Source organism: Micromonospora sp. WMMD558, from assembly GCF_049315255.1.
In the GTDB taxonomy this organism is placed as follows: Bacteria; Actinomycetota; Actinomycetes; order Mycobacteriales; family Micromonosporaceae; genus Micromonospora.
Genome location: NZ_CP186061.1, coordinates 2,232,930 through 2,253,177, shown reverse-complemented (window position 1 = coordinate 2,253,177; position 20,248 = coordinate 2,232,930). Strand labels below are relative to the sequence as shown.

Here is a 20,248-nt window from a genome sequence, read left to right as displayed (position 1 = left end):
GCGCACCGCCTCCGCCGCCGTACCGGCGGTCGATGCTAATCGGGCCGGGCGGGGGTGCGCTCACATTTCCACCCGCACCTGTCAACACGGCCGGCCGTCACGGCGTCCTATGGGTGTGACGTTCGAGGAGTACGTGGCCAGCCGCGGGTCTGCGCTGGTCCGACTGGCCCGGTTGCTGACCGGCGACCCGCACCGGGCTGAAGACCTGGTTCAGGAGGTGCTGGCCAGGGCGTGGGCCCGCTGGCGTCGGATAAACCGTGTCGACGATCCGGACGTCTACATCCGCCGAATGCTGGTCAATGCGAACATCAGCTGGTGGCGCCGCCGGGCCAGCCACGAGGTCAGCGTCGCCGCTGTCACCGAGACGGCTCGGCGGGAGGACATCGGTGGCGACACCGCCGCCCGGGACGAGATCTGGCGACTGATCGTGGCGCTGCCCGACCGCCAGCGGGCTGTGCTGGTGCTGCGGTACTACGAGGACCTGGACGACACCCGGATCGCCGACATCCTCGACTGCTCGCCGGTGACCGTACGCACCCACGCCATGCGAGGAATCGCCAGCCTCCGCGCCCGCTTCGACGCCCTCCAGATCCCGAGGAGCCGGCCATGACCGACATCGAACAGCGCATCAGCGAGACCCTGCGGGAGCGCGCCACGGGGGAGGTGGACGTGGCGTCGTTGACCGCTAACGCGGTCGCTCGGGGACACGCCCGCCGTGCCCGCCGACGGGCCGCCGCCGGCGTGGGTTTGGCGGTGGCCGCGCTGGGGACGACCCTCGTCGCCGGACTCCGGCCGGACCGGTCCCCCGGGGTGCCCGCCACAACGCCTCCCGCGACACCGGCGGTGGCAGTGGACTGCGGCACGTTCGACCTCGGCCAGGGTGAGCACCTACCGGTGTCCGCCCTCAACTGTCTACGCGAGGCCGTCCTGGACGGGCGGCCGGCAAGGCTCGCCGAGACCCGTCCCACCACCGAAGGCGACCCCATCCGCAAGTCGTACACGACGGGCGGGGACGAGCATGTCACTGTCGTCGTCGACACGCGAGAGGACGATTTCGGCCCACGCGAGGTGTACCGCTTGGTTTGCACGGACCCGGTTCTCTCCGTTGCGGTCGTGATGTTCGACGAGTGCACCGAGCCGGAGGTCATCCAGGACTGACCGCTCAGGTGGCGAAGACGAGCAGCAGGATCACCGTGAGGACCGCGCTGATGAGCAGCGAGCCCAGGCAGCCGATCCGGTTCGAGAAGAAGACGAACATCCGGATGGTGTACCCGTACCGGCGCGGGTCACGCGGGGACGGGCTGCTCGGTGCGTACCGCGTCGGCCTCCGCGCGGGCGACGGGGCCGGCGGGCAGGCCCGCGACCACGGCCCCGACGGCGACGGCCGCCCCCGCGAACAGGAACGCCCAGGGCACGCCGCCGGCGTGGTCGACGATCAGGCCGGCGACCGCGCCACCGGCCGCGCTCGCGCCGACCGACATGGTCACCACCCAGGTGTACGCCTCGTTCAGCATGCTGGTCGGCGAGATCCGCCCGACCAGGGTGTTCTCCAGGGTGAGCGCGGGCGCGATGGTGGCCCCGCCGATCACCAGGGCGGTGCCCAGCGCGGCCGGGGTGGGCATCACCGCGAACACGGCGAAGCTGGCCGCGACGGCCGCGAGGAGCAGGGCGAACTGCCGGCTCATGGCGCTCGCCGGGCGGCGCGTGCCGAACCACAGGCCGCCGAGGGCGCTGCCGATGCCCCAGACGGCCAGGAGGAGGCCGGCGAGGCTGTCCGGGTCGTCGGCGGTGTAGTCGGTGGCGAAGGCCGGCACGATGACGCCCGCCGCGCCGAAGGCGATGCCGAGGCTCGCCACGCAGACCAGCAGGGCGGGGAAGCCGGCGACGCGCAGCGGGCCGAGCCCTCTGGTGCGGTGCTCGCTCGGGTGCGGCCGCCAGCCGCGCATGACCCGGCCGAGTGCCACGGCGGTGGTGCCGGCGAAGGTCACCACGGCAGCGCCGATCAGGGCGGCGCCGGCGTCGGCGAGCAGCACGAACCCGGCGACCAGCAGCGGGCCGAGCACGAAGACCAGCTCGAACAGGGTGGTCTCGGCCGCTAGGGCGGTGTTGCGCAGGTGCCACCGGCCGGTGGCCGGTGCGGTCAGGTCGTTCCAGGCGCCCCGGATCGCGGCCGTCAACGGGGGGTAGGTGGCGCCCGCCAGGCCGGCGGCGACGAAGACGACGGCGAGGCCGACCGACTCGGTGCGGGCCGCCCAGAGCAGCGCGAGCAGGGCCAGCGGGTGGGCGACGGCGGTACCGAGCAGCACCGGGCCCGGGCCGACCCGGTCGGCGATCCGCCCGGCGACCGGACTGAGCGCGGCACCGGACAGGGCGTAGATGCCGCCGGCGACGGCGGCGAGGGAGTAGCGGCCGGTGACCTGCTCGACGACGAGCAGCAGCGCCAGCGGCGTCATGCCGATCCCGAGCCGACCGAGGATGCCGGTGACCAGCAGCATCGGCGCACCGGGGATCCGCCAGACGCCCAGGTACTGGCGCAGTGCGGCCACGGTCGACCTCCGGAATGTAATGAGTGGGAGCCGTCTCGACCCTAACGCCGGCGAGCCTGACGAGAAACGTGTTATCGCCTACCCCGGACCCGGCCGCACCCCGCGCCCGGTGCGGACGCGGGGTGCGGAATGTCGGTGGATCAGCGGTACTGGACCGGGCCCGAACTGGCGGCCATCCGCTCCAGCCGGGCGACCCGCTCCTCCATCCGGGGGTGGGTGGAGAAGAGCGCCGCCACACCCCCGCCCTTGAACGGGTTGTCGATCATCAGGTGGGCGGTGCTGGTGAGCTGACCCTGCGGCGGCAGCGGTCGCAGCTGCGTCCCCCGGTGGATCTTCTTGAGGGCGCTGGCCAGCGCCAGGGGGTCCCGGGTGAGCTGGGCGCCGGAGGCGTCCGCCTGGAACTCCCGGCTGCGGCTGATCGCGAGCTGGATCAGCGTGGCCGCGATCGGGCCCAGGATGATGGTCAGCAGCAGGACCGCCGGGTTCGGGGCGTCCTCGTCGTCCCCGCCGCCGAGGGGGATGAAGAACGCCAGGTTCGCCAGCGCGGTGATGATGCCGGCCAGGCCGGCCGCCACGCTGGAGATGAGGATGTCGCGGTTGTAGACGTGCGACAGTTCGTGCCCGATCACACCGCGCAGCTCGCGGTAGTCGAGGATCTCGACGATCCCCTGCGTGACGCAGACAGCGGCGTTCTGCGGGTTACGACCGGTCGCGAACGCGTTGGGCTGGGACGTCGGGCTCACGTACAGGCGCGGCATCGGCTGCCGGGCCTCGGTGGCCAGTTCCCGCACCATCCGGTACAGCTCGGGGAACTGTGCCTCGCTGACCGGTTGCGCCCGCATCGCGCGCAACGCGAGCTTGTCGGAGAAGAAGTAGCTGACGCCGTTCATCACCAGCGAGAGGACGACGGCGATGACCAGGCCGCCACTGCCGCCGAACCAGTAGCCCACCGCCAGGATCAACGCGGTGAGCAGGCCGAGCAGCGCGGCGGTCTTCAGACGGTTGTGGTGCACGATCACTCCTTCGGTGCGCGGATCGAGGGGATCCGCTGACCGGTTCAACACCACCGGTACCCGTCAACCATCCGTCGTATGGCTGTGAAATGGCTGGGAGCGCGCCCGGTGCGGCCGCCGGCCGCGCCGGGTCAGCGGGCGGCGAGGTCGAGGACGAGCTGCGGCGCGACGCCGAGCACCAGGGCCGCCGCCGTCGCTACCGCCAGCACCGCCGCCACCGCCCAGGCCCGCCCGGCCGGTGCCGAATCGGCCGGCGAGGGGTCGGGCGTCACCCGCTCGCCGGGCGCCGACCCGGCCGACGGACCGGCGACGGGCACCGGCTCGGCCCAGAGCGCGGCGGCAACCTTCAGGTAGTAGGCGAGACCGATCACCGCGTTGACCGCCACCACCAGGGCGAGCCAGCCGGCGCCGCCGTCGAGCAGCGACCGGACCACGGTCACCTTCGCGAACAGCCCCGCCAGCCCCGGCGGCAGCCCGGCGAGGCCGACCAGCGCCAGCGCAAGCGCCACCGCCGGCCAGGGCCGCCGGCGGGCCGCGCCACGCAGGTCGTCGAGCGTGCCGCCGTCCGCGCCGGACGGGCGCAGCGCCACGACGGCCGCGAAGGCCCCCAGCTCCAGGACCACGAAGAAGACGGCGTACGCGACGGCGGCCGCGTACGCGACGGCCCGGGCGTCGTCGGTGCGGCCCGCGGCCAGGGCCAGCGCGCCGAGCGGGGCGAGGACGTAACCGGCCTGGGCCACCGACGACCAGGCGAGCAGCCGGACGGTGCGCCGCTGACGCAGCGCCACCAGGTTGCCCACGGTCATCGTGAGCACCGCGAGCAGGGCGAGCACCGGGCCGGTGACCTCCGCCGGCAGCGCGCGCTGCACCACGGCCAGCAGGGCCACCACCCCGCCGAGCTTCGAGGCCGTCGACAGGTACGCGGCCACCGGCAGCGGCGCGCCGTCGTACGTGGCGGGCGCCCAGGCGTGGAACGGCACCGCCGCCACCTTGAACGCCAGCCCCAGCACGACCAGGGCGACGGCGGCGGTGGTCAGCGGCAGGTCCAGCAGCTCCGGCCGCTCCGCGAACAGCGCCCCGAGCCGCCCGAGGTGCAGCGCCCCGGTGGCCGCGTAGAGCAGGGCCGCGCCGAGCAGCGTGAGCGTGGTCGCCACCACGCTCACCACGAAGAACGTCACCGCCGCCTCGATGCTGGCCAGGCTCCCCCACCGCAGCCCGACCAGGACGTACAGCGGCAGGGTCAGGGTCTCCAGGGCCACGACCAGGGTGATCAGGTCACCCGCCGCCCCGAGCACCACGCCCCCGGTCATCGACGCGGCGAGCAGGAAACAGTACTCCCCGGCCGGCGACGTCCCGGCCCGCAGCAGCGGCCCGGACAAGCCGAGCACCCCGAGGGTGAGCAGCGCGACGACCACGGCGACCAGGGCGGCCCGGCCGCCGAAGACGTACGAGCAGTCGGAGCCCACGCAGAACGTGCGGCGCTCACCACCGGACCCGACGAGCACGGCACCGACCACCGTGGCGGTGGCGCCCAGCGCGGCGGCCGCCACGGTGACCCGCGTGCGGGCGACCAGCAGGTCGGCGAGCAGCACCAGCACGGCGGTGCCGGCGGCCAGGTACGCCGGGAGCAGCGCCACGTTGTCGACGCTCTGCACCACGCTCACGGTCTCCGCGATGTTCGCCACCGCGGGGCTCGCGAGCTCAATCCTCGCGCTCACGGTGTCCGCGATGTTCGCGACTGCGGGGCTCGCGAGCTCACTCCTCGCGCTCACGGTGTCCGCGATGTTCGCGACTGCGGGGCTCGCGAGCTCACTCCTCGCGCTCACGGTGTCCGCGATGTTCGCGACTGCGGGGCTCGCGAGCTCACTCCTCGCGCTCACGGAAGGACCTCCAACAGGGCGGTGACCGGGGCCTCGGCGACGCCGAGCACCAGCGTCGGGGCGAGGCCGACGGCGAGCGCGAGAAGCACCAGCGGCGCCCAGGCGGCCAGCTCCGCGCCGGCCAGGCCCGGGGTGAGCCGCGCGACGGCGGGACTGGGCCGCCCGTGGGTGACCTGACGCAGCAACCGGAGGAAGTACGCGGCGGTGAGCGCCCCGCCGACCGCCGCGAGAGCGGCGAGCGTGGTCCACAGCGCCCCACCGACCTGCACCGCGGCCACCACGGCGAACGCCTCCCCCCAGAAGCCGGCGAGCCCGGGCAGCCCGAGCGAGGCGACGGCGGCGAAGCCGAGCAGCCCGGCCAGCCGGGGAGCGGTCTCCCGCAGCCCGGACAGGTCGCCCAGGTCGCCGGTGTGCGTACGGTCCTTGACGGCACCGGCCAGGAAGAACAACAGGCCGGTGATCACGCCGTGCGCGACGTTGCCGATCAGGGCCGCCTGGAGACCGGTGGCGGTGAGCGTGGCGATCCCGAGCAGCACGAAGCCCATGTGCCCGACGCTGGAGTACGCGATCAGCCGCTTCAGCTCGGTCTGCGCCAGGCAGACCAGCCCGCCGACCAGGATCGCCGCGACGGCGAGCACCCCGAGCACCGGCGCGGCCCAGCGGGCGCCCTCGGGCGCGACACCGACCGCGATGCGGATCAGCCCGTACGTGCCCATCTTCAGCAGGACCCCGGCGAGGATGACGCTGCCGACGGTGGGTGCCTGGGTGTGCGCGTCGGGCAGCCAGGAGTGCAGCGGCCACAGCGGACTCTTCACCGCGAAGGCGAGCGCCAGCAGCGTGAACGCGGCGAGCTGCGTGCCCCGGGACATCCCGGCGCTGCCGGTGAGCGCCAGGAGGTCCGCCGTGCCGGTGGCGGCGACCACCACGAAGACGCCGACCAGCAGCAGTACCGAACCGAACAGGGTGTAGAGGGCAAACTTCCGCGCCGCCCGCCGCCGGTCCGGCCCGCCCCAGCCGGCGATGACCGCGTACATGGGCAGGAGGACGACCTCGAAGAAGACGAAGAACAGCACCAGGTCGAAGGCGAGGAAGGTGCCGAGGATGCCGACCTCGATCACCAGCAGCAGCGCGACCAGGGCCCGGCCGCTGCCGCCCTCCGGCACCTTCCAGAGGGTGTAGTAGCAGCAGAGCAGGGTGAGCAGCGCGGTCAGCACCACCAGTGGCCAGGAGATCCCGTCGACGCCGAGGTGAAAGCGCAGGTCCAGACCGGGCACCCAGGGCGCGTCGACCTGGTGCCACGGGTGGATGGCCACCGCGGCCTCCGGCGAGGGCGGCAGCGGCGCGTAGGCGAACCAGCCGCGTTCGCGGCCGACGGGCAGCGGCACCGCCGCGAGCAGGGTCAGCGCGGCGGCCACCACGCCGACCACCCGGGCCGCCCGGTCGTGCGGGATCGCCGCCACCGCGGCCGCGCCGAGCGCCGGCACCGCCAGCACCGCGACCAGCAGGAACTCACCGAGGATCACCGCGCCACCTTCGTTCGCGACTGCGGGGCCCGCAACCCCGGCTCACTCCTCGCGCTCACGGTGCCACCTCAGTTCGCGACTGCGGGGCTCGCAACCCCGGCTCACTCCTCGCGCTCACGGTGCCACCTCAGTTCGCGACTGCGGGGCTCGCAACCCCGGCTCACTCCTCGCGCTCACGGTGCCACCTCAGTTCGCGACTGCGGGGCTCGCAACCCCGGCTCACTCCTCGCGCTCACGCCACGCCTCCGATCAGGGCGGCGGCCAGCCCGATCAGCAGCGCGCCGGCGAGCACGCCGGCGGCGGCCCGCGGCAGCGCGGCCCGGTGCAGCGCGGCCAGCCCGCCGCCGAGGCCGAGCACGGCCCGGCCGCTGCCGGTGACCGCGCCGTCCACCACCACCTCGTCGGCGGTACGCGTGGCCACGGCGAGCGCGGTCGCCGGCCGTACGACGAGGGTGTGCTGGACGTCGTCGAGCCGGAACGCGCGGGCGAACAGCGGCCGGAGCGGACCCAGCGTGGCGGCCGGGTCGCCGGCCGGGTTCCGCCGCCAGCGCGCCCAGGCGAGCCCCGCACCGAGCACCAGCAGGGCGAGCGGAAGCAGCACCGCCGGGCTGAAATGAACCAGCGGCTCGGCCGGCAGCAGGTCGGACGGCTCCCGGGTGGCCGGCGGCACCGGCCGGAGCCGCTCGGCGAACGCCCCGGCGAACCCGGCCAGGCCGAGCAGGGCGGCCGGGACGGCGAGCAGCAGCACCGGCCAGCGCATCACCGCGGGCGGGTCGTGCGGCTCGACCAGCGGGGTGCGGGCCTCGCCGAGGAACGTGCGCAGCAGGAGCCGCGTGGCGTACCAGGCGGTGACCGCGACGCCGACCAGCCCGGCGAGCCAGACCAGCCAGCCGACCCAAGCGGCGGTCGGGCCGGCGCCGTGCAGGGCGGCCTGCTCCGCCGCGTACAGGACGCCGTCCTTGCTGAAGAAACCGGCGAGCGGCGGCAGCCCGGCCAGCGCGCCCAGGCCGATCACCGTGCACCAGAAGGTCACCGGCGTCGTGCGCCGGAGGCCGCCCATCCGGGACATCAGGGTGGTGCCGACCGCGTGGATCACGGCGCCGGCGGCGAGGAAGAGCAGCGCCTTGAAGGCGGCGTGGGTGAGCAGGTGGAACAGCGCCGCCTCGGGCGCGCCGACCGCGAGGGCGCCGGTCATGTAGCCGATCTGGGAGACCGTCGACCAGGCGAGCACGCGTTTCAGGTCGTCCTGCGCGGTGGCGGCGAGCGCGCCGAGCAGGAGGGTCACCGAGGCCAGGACGCCGAGAACGGCCAGCGTGACCGGCGCCTGCGCGAAGAGCGGGTACAGGCGGGCGACCACGTACACGCCGGCCGCCACCATCGTCGCGGCGTGGATCAGCGCGGAGATCGGGGTGGGGCCGGCCATCGCGTCCGGCAACCAGGTGTGCAGCGGGAACTGGGCGCTCTTGCCGGCCACCCCGGCGAGCAGGAGCAGGCAGGCGGCGGTGAGCGTCCCGGTGGGGTGGTCGTGGTTGAGCACGTCGGCGATCCGGAAGCTGCCGGCGGAGACGCCGAGCAGCGCGATGCCGAGCAGAAAGCCGACGTCACCCACCCGGGTGACCAGGAACGCCTTCATCGCGGCGGCGGGCGCCTCCGGCAGCCGGCGGTCGTGGGCGATCAGCAGGTACGAGCAGATGCCCATCACCTCCCAGCCCACCAGCAGCAGGATCAGGTCGCCGGAGACCACCACCAGCAGCATCGCGGCGGTGAAGAGGCTGACCTGCGCCGCGTACGGCGGGTAGCGGTGGTCGACGTCGACGTCGTCGTGCGGGCCGCGCTTGAGGTAGCCGATCGAGTAGACCTGCACCGCGAGGGCCACGGCGGCGACCGCGACCGCCACCAGCGCCACCGCCCCGTCGAGCCGGACGCCCAGGGAGACGGTCAGCCCGCCGAGGTCGACCCAGGTCCAGGAGGCCTCGGTCTGCCGGTCGAGGGTGGCCAGCAGCGCCAGCGCCAGCAGCAGGGAGGTCGCGGCGCCGGCCACGCCGAGCGCGACGGCGACCCGCCGCGCCGGCGCCTCACCGGCCGCCACGCGACGCGGCGCGGGTGGGAGAAGCAGGCCGAGCAGGCCGGCCACCAGGGGTACGGCGGGCAGCAGCGCGCCGAGCAGGACGGGTGTGCTCACCGCTGCGCCCCGATCCGGCCGGCGCCGGCCGGGGCCGGCGGCTCGGTCAGCGGCACCTCGTCCACGGCGACGCTGGCCCGCAGCCGGTACAGCTGGAGCACGATGGCCAGCCCGACGCCCACCTCGGCGGCGGCCAGCACGATCACGAACAGCGCGAAGACCTGACCGCCGTGCGGCAGCTCCGACCGGACCGTGGTGTCGGCGGTGACCAGGACCAGGTTCACCGCGTTGAGCATCAGCTCGACCGCCATCAGCACCAGGACCGCGTTGCGGCGGCGGAGCACGCCGTACACGCCGAGACCGAACAGCAGCGCGGCGGTGACGTACGGGATGACCGGCCTCATCGCGACCGCCCGTCCCCGACGGCCGGTGCGGCGTCGGTGCGGCCGGACGGGACGCCGGAGCGGCCGCTGCCGGCGGCCCGGTCGCCCGGCGGGCGGCCGATGTCCGGCCGGGACAGGATGATCGCCCCCACCAGGGCCGCGAGCAGCAGCACCGACAGCACCTCGAACGGCAGCACCCAGCTGCGGAAGATCTGGTCGCCGATGCGGCCCGCGGTGCCCGGCGCGGGCAGCTCCACCGACGACCACCGGTACGCGTCGACCAGCAGCGCGGCGAGCCCGAGCCCGGTGCCGCCGCCGATCAGGGCGGCCGGCCAGCCCGGGCGGTCCAGGTCGTCGGAGGCGCCGATCGGGGCGCGGGTCAGCATCACCGCGAACAGCAGCAGCACCACCACGGCACCGACGTAGATCAGCACCTGCACCCAGGCCACCAGCTCGGCGGTGAGCACCAGGTAGATCCCGGCCACCGCACCGAGGCAGACCACCAGGTAGAGGCCGGCTCGGACCAGGTGTTTCGTGGCGACCACCAGGACACCGGAGCCGACCGCCACCGCGCCCAGGGCGAGCAGCAGCACGTCCGCGGCGGTCACGACGCGGCGCCTTCCCCGTCGCCGGTGGCGTCTCCGGCGGGACCGGGCTCGGGGCGTACCGCCGGGACGGCCGGACGGGCGGCGGGGCTCGCCGGGACCGCGGCCTTGCGCGCGGCGGCGCTCTCCTCCTTGGCCGGCTCACCGTTCGGATCGTGCGCGGGCGGCGGCGGCACGCTGCCCATCCACTGCCCGAGGTGGTCCTTGTCGTGCAGGAGATCCTTGATGTCGTACTCGGCGTACTCGAACTCCGGCGACCAGTAGAGCGCGTCGAACGGGCAGACCTCGACGCAGATGCCGCAGTACATGCAGAGCGAGAAGTCGATGTCGAACCGGTCGAGCACGTTGCGCTGGCGGGGGCGGGCGGCGCCGGGCACCGACACCTCCTCCTTGTGCGAGTCGATGTAGATGCACCAGTCCGGACACTCGCGCGCGCAGAGCATGCAGACCGTGCAGTTCTCCTCGAGCAGTGCGATCACCCCGCGGGAACGCGGCGGCAGCTCGGGGGCGACATCCGGGTACTGCTGGGTGGTCGAGCGGCGGGTCATCGTCTTCAACGTGACCGCGAGCCCCTTGACCAGGCCCGCCCCGGGCAGGCCGCGCTCGCCGGCGTCAGTGCGCTCGCTGGGGTCGCTCATGCCGACCATCCTGCCCTGTGCCCCCGGCGCGCGCGACCACCACCCGGGGGTCGGTGCCGTGATCCGGGGCGGGCGATCCGCGCGGTCGGCGCGCCCGCCGGCCCGGCGGCGGCCATGATGGGACGAGGACTCGCGGACATCGGAGGAGACGGCGTGACCGAGGGTACGGCGGCGGCCAGCAACGAAGAGGTGCTCATGCGCACCGGCGGGAAGTACGTCGAGCCGGGCGGCGAGTTCACCCGGGACCAGCGCTACATCGCCACCCGGATCACCGCCGACGGGCGCGACGGCTGGCCGGTGGAGCCGGGACGGTACCGGCTGGCCGCCAGCCGCGCCTGCCCGTGGGCCAACCGGCTGGTCATCGTCCGGCGGCTGCTCGGCCTCGAGGACGCCATCTCCCTGGCGCTGGCCGGCCCGACGCACGACAAGCGGAGCTGGACGTTCGACCTGGACCCGGGTGGGCGGGACCCGGTGCTCGGCATCGAACGGCTGGCGGACGCGTACTTCAAGCGCTTCCCCGGGTACGACCGGGGCATCACCGTGCCGGCGCTGGTCGACGTGCCGACCGGGCAGGTGGTGACCAACGACTACGCGCAGATGAGCCTGGACCTGTCGACGGAGTGGACGGCGTACCACCGTGACGGGGCACCCGCCCTCTACCCGGAGCGGCTGCGGGACGAGATCGACGAGGTCAACAAGGTGGTCTTCGCCGACGTCAACAACGGCGTCTACCGCTGCGGCTTCGCCGGCAGTCAGGAGGCGTACGACAAGGCGTACCGACGGCTGTTCGACCGGCTGGACTGGCTGAGCGACCGGCTGGCCGGGCAGCGCTACCTGGTGGGGGACACGATCACCGAGGCGGACGTGCGGCTGTTCACGACGCTGGCGCGCTTCGACCCGGTGTACCACGGCCACTTCAAGTGCAACCGGAGCAAGCTGACCGAGATGCCGGTGCTGTGGGCGTACGCGCGGGACCTGTTCCAGACGCCCGGCTTCGGCGACACGATCGACTTCGACGAGATCAAGCGGCACTACTACGAGGTGCACCGCGACATCAACCCGACCGGTGTGGTCCCGCTCGGCCCCGACCTGTCGAACTGGCTGACGCCGCACAACCGCGAGGAACTCGGCGGTCGCCCCTTCGGCGACGGCACTCCCCCGCCCCCGCCGCCGGTGACGGAACGCGTCGACCCCGCCCACACCCCGCTGCGCTGAGGTGTTGGGAAGGGACCCTTTCCCTACCGCAGGCGTTAACAGGGGGCCCTTCCTTACAGGGCGACGCGGACCGCCGCCGTCAGGACCAGCTGGGCCAGGGACGCGGGGACCAGGACCAGCCAGCACAGGCGCTGGAGCTGGTCCTCGCGCAGGCGCGGGTAGCTCACCCGGAGCCAGATGATGACGAAGCTGACGGCGAAGACCTTCAGCAGCGTCCAGAGCCAGCCGAGCTGCGCGTCGGCGAACGGGCCCTGCCAGCCGCCGAGGAACAGCACCGTGGTCAACGCGGCGATCACCACGATCCCCACGTACTCGGCGAGCAGGAAGAACGCGAACCGCAGCCCGGTGTACTCGGTCAGGTAGCCGAAGACCAGCTCCGAGTCGGCGATCGGCATGTCGAAGGGCGGCCGCCGGATCTCGGCGAGCCCGGCCACGAAGAAGATGATCATGGCGGGGGCCTGCCAGAGCAGCCACCACGGCTGCCACGCCTCGACGATGCCGGGCAGGCTGAGCGTGCCGGCCGCCATCGCCACCGACGCGGCGGCGAGCACCAGCGGCAGCTCGTAGCCGAGCAGCTGGGCGGCACCGCGCAGCCCGCCGAGCAGGCTGTACTTGTTGGCCGACGCCCACGCGGACATCAGCACCGCCACCACGCCGACGCCGACCACGGCCAGGACGAAGAAGAGCCCGATGTCCAGCGGCTGCCCGACCAGGTCGCCCGGCCCGAGCGGGATGACCAGCAGCACCAGCAGGTACGGCACCAGGGCGACGACCGGGGCGAGCCGGAACACCGGCCGGTCCGCCTCGCGGGGCGTCACGTCCTCCTTCTGCACGAACTTCACGCCGTCGGCGACGAGCTGCGCCCAGCCGTGGAAGGCGCCGGCGTACATCGGGCCGAGGCGCCCCTGCATGTGGGCCATCACCTTGTGCTCGGCCTGACCGACGAGCAGCGGCAGGGTGAGGAAGGCGACCACCACCCCGCCCACCCGTAGCAGCAGCTCAACCCAGAGCGGCATCAGGTCGTACCTCCGTCGTCGTCGGCCCGCTCGGTCGCCGCCGGTCCGCTCGGCGACGGGCGGTCGGCCGGCGGGCCCGAGCGCGCCGGACCGTCGCCGGGCCCACCCGTGGCGCCGGGCAGCGGACCGGTGTCGGTCCCGGCCGGCCGGTCACCCCGCGCGGCCGGGGAAGCGCCGGCCTCGGCGGGTGGCTCCGCGGCGGCGCCGGGCGCGCGCGGGTCGGCGGGCGCCGGGCCGTCGGGCCGAGGGGTACGCGCCGGGCGGGCGCCCGGCGCGGGTCGCGCGGGTCGTTCCCGGGCCGGCCGGGCCGGCACCCCGCCGCGCGGCCCCTCACCGACGCCGGCCGCCCCGGCGGGCGCGGGCGTGGTGCCCCACTCGCCCGGGGCGGGTACGCCCGGCGGGCGGATCGGGCGGCGGCCCCCGCCGGCCTCCGACTCGCCCGGTTCCTTCGCACCCGGCCAGGGCTTGGCGACCCGGGAGGCGAGGACGAACTCCTTGCGCAGCGGGTGCCCCTCGAACTCCGGCGGCAGCAGCAGCGGCTTCAGATCGGCATGGCCCCCGAAGTCGATGCCGAACATCTCGTGCGTCTCGCGCTCGTGCCAGGCCGCCCCCGGGTAGACGGGGACCACCGAGGGGACCGCCGGCGCGTCCCGGGGCACCCGGGTGCGCAGCAGGAGGCCGTGCCGGCGGGTGGTGGACCACAGGTGGGCGACCACGTCGAACCCGCCCGCGAGCTCGTCAACGGCGGAGAGCCAGTCGAAGAAGTCGCAGGCCAGTTCGGTGTCGTCGCGGGCCGCGCGCAGCGCGTCGGGCCAGCTCGCCGGCGGCACGTCGACCGTGGCACGGGCGTGCTCCTGGCCGCCGGAGACCGACGTGGTGACCTCGGCCGGCGCGAGCAGCGCGGCCAGCCGCTGGCCGACCTCCTCCGGAGTCATGCCGCTGATCCTATGACCGGAGCCGACGCGGCGCGTCGGGCCGCCCGCCCCGGCGGCTTCTGCCGCATTCCGGAGGCGCACCGCCGCCGCCCGGGGAAAGATGAGGGCCGTGCGCGCTGTGACTGTGGCTCCCGGGGTCCCCGACTCGCTGCGCCTCCTGGACGACTGGCCCGAGCCGGCCCCCGAGGAGGGAGCGATCCTGGTCGAGGCGCTCGCGGTGGGCATCTGCGGCACCGACCTGGAGATCATCGCCGGGCACTACGGCGAGGCCCCACCGGGCCAGGAACGGCTGGTCATCGGGCACGAGGCGCTGGGCCGGGTGCTGGAGGACCCGACGGGTTCCCTGGAACCCGGCGACCTGGTGGCCGGCGTGGTGCGGCACCCCGACCCGGTGCCCTGCCCCAACTGCGCGGTCGACGAGTGGGACATGTGCCGCAACGGGCGGTACACCGAGCACGGCATCAAGGGGCTGCCCGGCTTCGCCCGGGAGCGGTGGCGGGTGCAGCCGAAGTTCGCCGTGGGGCTCGACCCCGTCCTCGCTCCGGTGGGGATGCTCCTGGAGCCGGCCAGCGTGGTCGCCAAGGCGTGGGACCACATCGAACGGATCGGCAACCGCGCCGAGTGGAACCCGCAGACCGTGCTGATCACCGGCGCCGGACCGATCGGCCTGCTGGCGGCGCTGCTCGGGACCCAACGCGGACTGACCGTGCACGTGCTCGACCGGAACACCACGGGACCGAAGCCGGACCTGGTCCGGGCGCTGGGCGCCACGTACCACACGACGCCCGTGAACGAGCTGGACTTCAACCCGGACGTGCTGGTGGAGTGCACCGGCGCGCCCGTGGTGGTGCTGGACGCGATGTGCAAGGTCGGACCGAACGGCATCGTGTGCCTGACCGGCGTCTCCAGCGGCGGCCGCACCATCGACTTCGACGCCGGCGCCCTGAACCGGGAGCTGGTGCTGGAGAACAACGTCGTCTTCGGCTCGGTCAACGCCAACCGCCGGCACTGGGACCAGGCCGCCGAGGCGTTGGCCCGGGCCGACCAGTCGTGGCTCAACTCGCTGATCACCCGCCGGGTGCCGATGTCCGACTTCGCCGTGGCGTACGAGCACACCGGTGAGGACATCAAGGTGATGCTGGACTTCACCTCCTGAGCGGCGCCGGCCGGCCGCGCCGGACGGCCGGCACGCCCCCGCTCAGATGCCGGGCAGCCGGCCGTTGCGGAACACGTCCACGAAGAGCTGGTGGTCCTGCCGCGTGCGGACGCCGTACCGGTGGGCGAACTCGACCAGGTGCGCGACGAACCCGTCGGTGTCGTCACCCACCGCGGCCACGATCGCCTCCTCGGTGGAGTAGTCGACCAGGTCGTGGCTGGACTCGTCGTCGGCGACCGAGTGCATCCGGGCGACCGCGTGGCCCAGGTGACCGAGGACGTTGGCCAGTTCCTCCGGCTCGTTGACGTCGGCCCAGTCGAGGTCCGCCGCGTACGGGGAGACCTCGGCGACGAGCTGACCGACCCCGTCCAGCTCGGTGAAGCCCAGCCACGGGTCCGCGTACGCCTGCAGGGCCCGCTGGGACTCGGCCGTGCGGTGCCCCTGGTGCCGGAAGTAGCCGCGCACCGTCTCGTCGGTGATGTGCCGCGCCACCGCCGGCACCTGCGCCTGCTTCATGTAGAGGACGACGTCGTTCTCCAGAGCCTGGGTGTGCCCCTCCAGCAGCAGGTTGTACGACGGCAGCCCGGCCGACCCGATGCCCACCCCCTTGCGCAGCACCACGTCCTTGATCTGCGCGGCGACCGGCCGCAGCTTCGCCGCCGACGGCGGCCGGGTGTCCAGGTAGTCCTCGTAGGCGGCGCAGACCTTGTCCCGGGTGTCCCGGTCGATCTCGAAGACCCCGTCGCCGAGGGAGAACCGCCGCTCGTAGTTGTCGATGGTGGTCTGCCCGGCCAGCAGCTCGACCCGGGTGTTGAGCCGGGCCTGCTGGAGCACCCGCAGCAGCACCCCGTCGGCGGTGGCCAGGGTGATCGAGCCGATCGCGTCGTCCCCGCCGGTGGCGATGCCGCGCAGCTCGGCGAGGTACGACCGGGCGAAGACGCCGACCAGGTCGCTGATCACGTCGTCGGAGAGCGCCTTGGCGTACCCGAGGAGCGCCACGCTCGCCGCGAAGCGCTTCACGTCCCAGGAGAAGGGCCCGACGTACGCCTCGTCGAAGTCGTTGACGTTGAACACGAGCTGCCCGGAGGCGTTCATGTACGTGCCGAAGTTCTCCGCGTGCAGGTCGCCGTGGATCCACACCCGGCTGGTCCGCCCGTCCAGGAACGCGTCGTCGGCGAAGTCGCCACGCTGGTCGGCGTAGAAGAGGGCGGCGCTGCCCCGGTAGAAGGCGAACGGCGAGGCCGCCATCTTGCGGAACTTGCGGCGGAACGCCGCCGGGTCGAGCGCCATCGACTCCCCGAACTCCTCGGTGAGCACGTCGACGATGAAGGCGGAACGCCGGTCCGCGGAGTCGGTCATGGTGCGCACGCTAGCGCCCACCGACCACCCCGAGCCGTCGGCCGACCGCCCAGTCCGCCTCACCGGATCGGTCACCGGCCTTCCCGCTGCGGCCGGCGCGGGCTCCGGGCCGCCAGGGCCGGTGTCGACGTTGTCGGTCGAGCCGGGCGGAGCCGCAGGCCCGCCCGGGACTCGACGCGGGGCCTGGGGCGTCAGGCCGACGCGGGCGGGCGGACCGGCGGGGCGGTGAGGGACTCGGCCGAGCGCGGCCCGGTGCCGTCGCGGGGCGGGGCGGGGACCGGCGGGGCGAGCGCGTCCGGGCGGGCGACACCGCCCACGCCGGAACTCTCGGCGGCGATCTTCTCCTGGAGGCGCAGGATGCCGTGCAGCAGCGCCTCCGGCCGGGGCGGGCAGCCCGGCACGTAGACGTCGACCGGGATGAGCTGGTCGACACCCTTGGTCACCGAGTACGAGTCCCAGTACGGCCCGCCGCAGTTCGAGCAGGCGCCGAACGAGATGACGTACTTCGGCTCGGGCATCTGGTCGTACAGCCGCTTGATCGCGGGCGCCATCTTGTCGGTGACGGTGCCGGAGACCACCATGAGATCCGCCTGGCGGGGACCGTGGGCGAACGGGATCACCCCGAGGCGCATGAAGTCGTGCCGGCTCATGCTGGTGGCGATGAACTCGATGGCGCAGCAGGCGAGGCCGAAGTTGAAGACCCAGAGCGAGTAGCGGCGGCCCCAGTTCAGGACGAACCGGATCGGCTCCCCGAGCACCGCCGGCAACTGCACCTCGGGCCTCCCCTCGCCTGTCCCCGATCTGACAGTCAACCACAACTGGCCGGCGGCAACCGACGCAACCGGCGCCGGCGTCGAGGCGTGTGACGAGCGTGCCGCGACGCGGCCGCCACACGGGGAGGACCAGGTGACGGTGACGAGGGAGCAACGGGTCGACGAGCCACCCCCCGACCGGACGACCATCCGGCCGCCGCGCGGTGGACGACGTGACGGCGTCGACTTCGACGAGCTGTACCACGCCCACTTCCGGTCGCTGACGGTTCAGCTCGCCGCGTACTGCGGCGACCTGCAACAGGCTCAGGACGTCGTGCAGGAGGCCTTCTGCCGGGCCTTCGCCCGGTGGTCCCGGGTCGCCCGCTACGACGACCCGGTCGCCTGGGTACGCCGGGTCGCCTGGAACCTCGCGACCAGCCGGTGGCGCCGGTTGCGGACGGCCCAGTCCTGGCTGCGGCGCCAGCGGGAGGAACACGTGGCCGGGCCGAGCCCGGACCGGGTCGCGTTGACCGCCGCGCTTGCGCACCTGCCCCCCGCCCAACGCCGGGCGGTGGTGCTGCACTACCTGGCGGACCTGTCGGTGACGCAGATCGCCCAGCAGGAGGAGGTGCCCGAGGGCACCGTCAAGTCGTGGCTGCACCGGGGCCGGGCGGCGCTGGCCGCACAGCTGAGTGGCGTCGGAGGTGGCGACGATGAGTGAGGTCGAGGACATCCTGCTCGGCGCGGAGTTCGCGACGTACCGGGAGGCCGCCGTGACGGCGGTGCACCCGGCGGGCCCGCAGGCGGTACGGGAGACGGTCCGCCGACGGCACCGGCGGGCGGCGGTCACCGTCGCGGCGGCCGTGGCGCTCGCGGTGGCGGTCCCGGTAGCCGCGCACGCCACGCTGGACCGCCGCGGCGGCGCGCCGCCCGTGCCCGGAGAGACACCGGCGCCCACCTCGTCCGCGCCAGGTCCCTCGCCGATTGCGCCCACGCCGACGCCGAGCACCGCCGGCCCGCCCCTCGGGCCTCCGGACGGTCGGATCACACGTCCCCAGCTGCTGGCCGCGAAGCTGAGCCTGCCCGCCTGGCGGGCCGGCCCCGGCTGTCCGACCGAGGGGATCCGGCTGACCGCCGACGCCCGCGAGGAGACCAACACGCTGCTGGCACTGGACCACGGCGACGCCGACGGTGACGGCGCGCCGGAGACCGTGGCGCTGGTGCAGTGCGTGCTCGGTACCGGCGGCCCGATGCAGGTGGTGGCGTTCGACCGGGACGAGCGCGGCGAGATCGTCACCGTCGGCCAGGTCACCCGCACCGTACGCTCGGGTCCGCAATGGATCCTGGGGCTCGAGGTGACCGGCGCCGGGGTCGTCCGGGTGGAGGTGGCGGACCTGGCGCCCGGCGGTGGCTGGCCGCTGGACTGGTCGCAGCGCCAGTGGCGGGGCTACCGCTGGACCGGTGACCGCTTCACGCAGGTGGCCGGTCCCACGTCCTTCGGGCCGAACCCGCACCTCTCCGAGGCCCCGGCCGAGCGCGCCGACGCGTCGATCACCACGCCCGCCACGGCGACGCTGATCCGGCAGGACGACGGCAGCTTTCTCGGGCGGCTGACGGTGACGGTCCGGTGGAACGGCGACGCCGCGCACGAGTACCTCTACGTCGAGGCCATCAACCTGCCGAAGGGGGTGGTGATCCGGGGAGTCGAGCCGCCAGACCTGCCCAGCTTCCACACCTGGTTCACGGTGCCGGGTGGCGCGTTCCGGAAGGGCGAGGAGCGGACGGTCGACGTGCTGCTGCGGGCCGAGCCGGGAACCGCGCCGGGGGCGCTGGGAGTGACGACGGTCCAGGTAGCCACCCGACAGGGCGGGGAACTCGTCGCCGATGCCCACCCCACGGACAACACCGCGTCGTTCTCCATGTCCGCCGTGGACGGCGGCTGAGACCGCCTGACCTTCCCGGGTACGGCCCGTCGGACAGCACCGACGGGCCGTACCGCATTCCGGGTGGGCCTGCCGGGCGAAAGTGTCGGATCGCGGACCGTCAGGCGTGCAACCGGCGTCCCGGGCTGAGCGTGCTACCGGCGATGCGCGACGGGAACACACCCGCGCGCCAACGGGGATCACGGGAGGATTTCATGACCACACGCACGGGCCACCGCGCGGCGATCGCCCTGCTCGGTGCGGCGACCGCGCTGTTCGCCCTCGCCGCGCCCGCCGTCGCGGCACCCGACCGGAAGGCCGCCTCGCTGGACGTGGGCCGGCTGGTACTCGACCCGACCGACCGCGGTTACCGGGGCAGCCTGCCGGTCACCGTGACCAACCTCGGCACCACCGCGACCTACTACAGCGTCACGTTCGTCGAGCCGGTCGGCGGCTCGTTCGAGGGGCTGACGCCGGAGGAGGCCTGCGTCTTCAACGGGCTGGTGGACAACCGGCGGCAGATCAACTGCATGGTGCCGGGGTCGCTCCTCGAGCCGGGTGAGCGGCGGAGGTTCACGGTGAACTTCCACGCGCTCACCCCCACCCGGGACGTCGCGATGACCATCAAGGGTGGCCTGATCTCGGTGAACAGCGGCGACGGTCGTGACGACGTCGCCGACCGGGAGCGGTTCACCACGTTGTTCCGGTCCACCACCGGTTCGCTGCGCAACCCGGTCCCGTACGTCCAGGACCAGCAGGCCGACGTGTCGATCACCACGGCCGGCGCGGTCACCCTGACCCCGCAGGAGGACGGCAGCTACCTCGGGCGGCTGCCGGTCACCGTCACCTGGGACGGGGACGCGGCGCACGAGCACCTCTCGGTCGAGGCCATCGGCCTGCCCGCGGGGGTCATGATCTGGGGGACCGACCCGCAGGACCTGCCGAGCTTCTTCACCTGGTTCGCGGTACCGGGTGAGCAGTTCATCGACGGTGAGACCCGCACCTTCGACGTGCTCCTGCGCGCCGAGCCGGGGACCGCGCCCGGCGCGCTGGGCACGGTGACGTTCGACCTCGACACGATGTGGGACGGGAACGTCGTCCCCGACCCGGACCCGGCGGACAACACGGCCTCGTTCACCGTGACGGTGGCCGCCGCGAGCTGAGACCGCGATGGTGGAGCCGG

The 20,248-nt window shown here is 73.9% G+C and carries 18 protein-coding genes and 2 pseudogenes; 8 read left to right on the top strand and 12 right to left on the bottom strand.

The window, feature by feature from the left end:
* Nucleotides 1-115 precede the first annotated feature (115 nt).
* From ACN26Y_RS10980 to ACN26Y_RS10970, 3 genes and pseudogenes are all read left to right on the top strand, one after another.
* A complete protein-coding gene (locus ACN26Y_RS10980; protein ID WP_155330202.1) occupies nucleotides 116-610 on the top strand; it encodes a SigE family RNA polymerase sigma factor in 495 nt (164 codons plus the stop codon).
* Nucleotides 607-1,158: a hypothetical protein gene (locus ACN26Y_RS10975; RefSeq protein WP_155330201.1), complete on the top strand. Its 552-nt coding sequence runs from the start codon at nucleotides 607-609 to the stop codon at nucleotides 1,156-1,158. The genes ACN26Y_RS10980 and ACN26Y_RS10975 overlap by 4 nt, the downstream gene beginning before the upstream one ends.
* A 1-nt stretch (nucleotide 1,159) precedes the next feature.
* Nucleotides 1,160-1,258 (top strand): annotated as a pseudogene (locus ACN26Y_RS10970) (DUF1275 domain-containing protein); the annotation flags it as partial.
* Nucleotides 1,259-1,286: 28 nt separating this feature from the next.
* On the opposite strand, the gene ACN26Y_RS10965 reads toward ACN26Y_RS10970, so the two are convergent.
* The 8 genes from ACN26Y_RS10965 to ACN26Y_RS10930 form a co-directional block, all read right to left on the bottom strand.
* Nucleotides 1,287-2,546, bottom strand: coding sequence for an MFS transporter (locus ACN26Y_RS10965; RefSeq protein ID WP_155330200.1), 1,260 nt, complete (start codon nucleotides 2,544-2,546; stop codon nucleotides 1,287-1,289).
* A 140-nt stretch (nucleotides 2,547-2,686) separates the two neighbouring features.
* A complete protein-coding gene (gene htpX, locus ACN26Y_RS10960; protein ID WP_366598232.1) occupies nucleotides 2,687-3,559 on the bottom strand; it encodes a zinc metalloprotease HtpX in 873 nt (290 codons plus the stop codon).
* 131 nt (nucleotides 3,560-3,690) lie between these two features.
* Nucleotides 3,691-5,223 carry an NADH-quinone oxidoreductase subunit N gene (locus ACN26Y_RS10955; RefSeq protein ID WP_155334030.1) on the bottom strand — a complete coding sequence of 511 codons (1,533 nt, stop codon included), beginning with the start codon at nucleotides 5,221-5,223 and terminating at the stop codon, nucleotides 3,691-3,693.
* A gap of 212 nt (nucleotides 5,224-5,435) precedes the next feature.
* Nucleotides 5,436-6,962: a complex I subunit 4 family protein gene (locus ACN26Y_RS10950; RefSeq protein WP_366598231.1), complete on the bottom strand. Its 1,527-nt coding sequence runs from the start codon at nucleotides 6,960-6,962 to the stop codon at nucleotides 5,436-5,438.
* Nucleotides 6,963-7,194: 232 nt separating this feature from the next.
* Nucleotides 7,195-9,144, bottom strand: a complete 1,950-nt coding sequence (locus tag ACN26Y_RS10945; protein WP_422734683.1) for an NADH-quinone oxidoreductase subunit L — start codon at nucleotides 9,142-9,144, stop codon at nucleotides 7,195-7,197.
* The gene (gene nuoK, locus ACN26Y_RS10940; protein ID WP_155330196.1) at nucleotides 9,141-9,488 is read right to left on the bottom strand and encodes an NADH-quinone oxidoreductase subunit NuoK; all 348 of its coding nucleotides are present in this window, start codon (nucleotides 9,486-9,488) and stop codon (nucleotides 9,141-9,143) included. The genes ACN26Y_RS10945 and nuoK overlap by 4 nt, the downstream gene beginning before the upstream one ends.
* Nucleotides 9,485-10,075 carry an NADH-quinone oxidoreductase subunit J gene (locus tag ACN26Y_RS10935; protein WP_155330195.1) on the bottom strand — a complete coding sequence of 197 codons (591 nt, stop codon included), beginning with the start codon at nucleotides 10,073-10,075 and terminating at the stop codon, nucleotides 9,485-9,487. The genes nuoK and ACN26Y_RS10935 overlap by 4 nt, the downstream gene beginning before the upstream one ends.
* Entirely contained in the window at nucleotides 10,072-10,719 is a 648-nt protein-coding gene (locus tag ACN26Y_RS10930) for a NuoI/complex I 23 kDa subunit family protein (RefSeq protein WP_155330194.1), read from the bottom strand. The genes ACN26Y_RS10935 and ACN26Y_RS10930 overlap by 4 nt, the downstream gene beginning before the upstream one ends.
* 144 nt (nucleotides 10,720-10,863) lie before the next feature.
* Between ACN26Y_RS10930 and ACN26Y_RS10925 the strand changes: the two genes are divergently transcribed.
* Nucleotides 10,864-11,925, top strand: coding sequence for a glutathione S-transferase family protein (locus ACN26Y_RS10925; protein WP_370463320.1), 1,062 nt, complete (start codon nucleotides 10,864-10,866; stop codon nucleotides 11,923-11,925).
* 53 nt (nucleotides 11,926-11,978) lie between these two features.
* On the opposite strand, the gene ACN26Y_RS10920 is transcribed toward ACN26Y_RS10925, so the two are convergent.
* Nucleotides 11,979-12,941 carry a complex I subunit 1/NuoH family protein gene (locus tag ACN26Y_RS10920; protein ID WP_155330193.1) on the bottom strand — a complete coding sequence of 321 codons (963 nt, stop codon included), beginning with the start codon at nucleotides 12,939-12,941 and terminating at the stop codon, nucleotides 11,979-11,981.
* 263 nt (nucleotides 12,942-13,204) lie between these two features.
* Nucleotides 13,205-13,876 (bottom strand): annotated as a pseudogene (locus ACN26Y_RS10915) (NADH-quinone oxidoreductase subunit C); the annotation flags it as partial.
* A gap of 109 nt (nucleotides 13,877-13,985) precedes the next feature.
* On the opposite strand from ACN26Y_RS10915, the gene ACN26Y_RS10910 reads away from it, so the two are divergent.
* Nucleotides 13,986-15,032: a glucose 1-dehydrogenase gene (locus ACN26Y_RS10910; protein ID WP_196255834.1), complete on the top strand. Its 1,047-nt coding sequence runs from the start codon at nucleotides 13,986-13,988 to the stop codon at nucleotides 15,030-15,032.
* Nucleotides 15,033-15,074: 42 nt separating this feature from the next.
* On the opposite strand, the gene ACN26Y_RS10905 is transcribed toward ACN26Y_RS10910, so the two are convergent.
* Together ACN26Y_RS10905 and ACN26Y_RS10900 are read right to left on the bottom strand one after the other, a co-directional pair.
* A complete protein-coding gene (locus ACN26Y_RS10905) occupies nucleotides 15,075-16,391 on the bottom strand; it encodes a DUF2252 domain-containing protein (protein ID WP_155330190.1) in 1,317 nt (438 codons plus the stop codon).
* Nucleotides 16,392-16,582: 191 nt separating this feature from the next.
* Nucleotides 16,583-17,164: an NADH-quinone oxidoreductase subunit B gene (locus ACN26Y_RS10900; protein ID WP_155330189.1), complete on the bottom strand. Its 582-nt coding sequence runs from the start codon at nucleotides 17,162-17,164 to the stop codon at nucleotides 16,583-16,585.
* A 133-nt stretch (nucleotides 17,165-17,297) separates the two neighbouring features.
* Between ACN26Y_RS10900 and ACN26Y_RS10895 the strand changes: the two genes are divergently transcribed.
* The 3 genes from ACN26Y_RS10895 (at nucleotide 17,298) to ACN26Y_RS10885 (ending at nucleotide 20,228) form a co-directional block, all read left to right on the top strand.
* Nucleotides 17,298-17,864 carry an RNA polymerase sigma factor gene (locus ACN26Y_RS10895; RefSeq protein WP_155330188.1) on the top strand — a complete coding sequence of 189 codons (567 nt, stop codon included), beginning with the start codon at nucleotides 17,298-17,300 and terminating at the stop codon, nucleotides 17,862-17,864.
* Nucleotides 17,857-19,086, top strand: a complete 1,230-nt coding sequence (locus tag ACN26Y_RS10890; RefSeq protein ID WP_155330187.1) for a hypothetical protein — start codon at nucleotides 17,857-17,859, stop codon at nucleotides 19,084-19,086. Before ACN26Y_RS10895 ends, ACN26Y_RS10890 begins: the two co-directional genes overlap by 8 nt.
* 194 nt (nucleotides 19,087-19,280) lie before the next feature.
* Nucleotides 19,281-20,228 carry a hypothetical protein gene (locus tag ACN26Y_RS10885; protein ID WP_155330186.1) on the top strand — a complete coding sequence of 316 codons (948 nt, stop codon included), beginning with the start codon at nucleotides 19,281-19,283 and terminating at the stop codon, nucleotides 20,226-20,228.
* Nucleotides 20,229-20,248: the final 20 nt, after the last annotated feature.

Coding starts and splice junctions, on each gene's coding strand:
- ACN26Y_RS10920 (WP_155330193.1), bottom strand. CDS start 12,941: ATGCCGCTCTGGGTTGAGCTGCTGCTACGGGTGGGCGGGGTGGTGGTC.
- ACN26Y_RS10890 (WP_155330187.1), top strand. CDS start 17,857: ATGAGTGAGGTCGAGGACATCCTGCTCGGCGCGGAGTTCGCGACGTAC.
- nuoK (WP_155330196.1), bottom strand. CDS start 9,488: ATGAGGCCGGTCATCCCGTACGTCACCGCCGCGCTGCTGTTCGGTCTC.
- ACN26Y_RS10930 (WP_155330194.1), bottom strand. CDS start 10,719: ATGGTCGGCATGAGCGACCCCAGCGAGCGCACTGACGCCGGCGAGCGC.
- ACN26Y_RS10885 (WP_155330186.1), top strand. CDS start 19,281: ATGACCACACGCACGGGCCACCGCGCGGCGATCGCCCTGCTCGGTGCG.
- ACN26Y_RS10975 (WP_155330201.1), top strand. CDS start 607: ATGACCGACATCGAACAGCGCATCAGCGAGACCCTGCGGGAGCGCGCC.
- ACN26Y_RS10905 (WP_155330190.1), bottom strand. CDS start 16,391: ATGACCGACTCCGCGGACCGGCGTTCCGCCTTCATCGTCGACGTGCTC.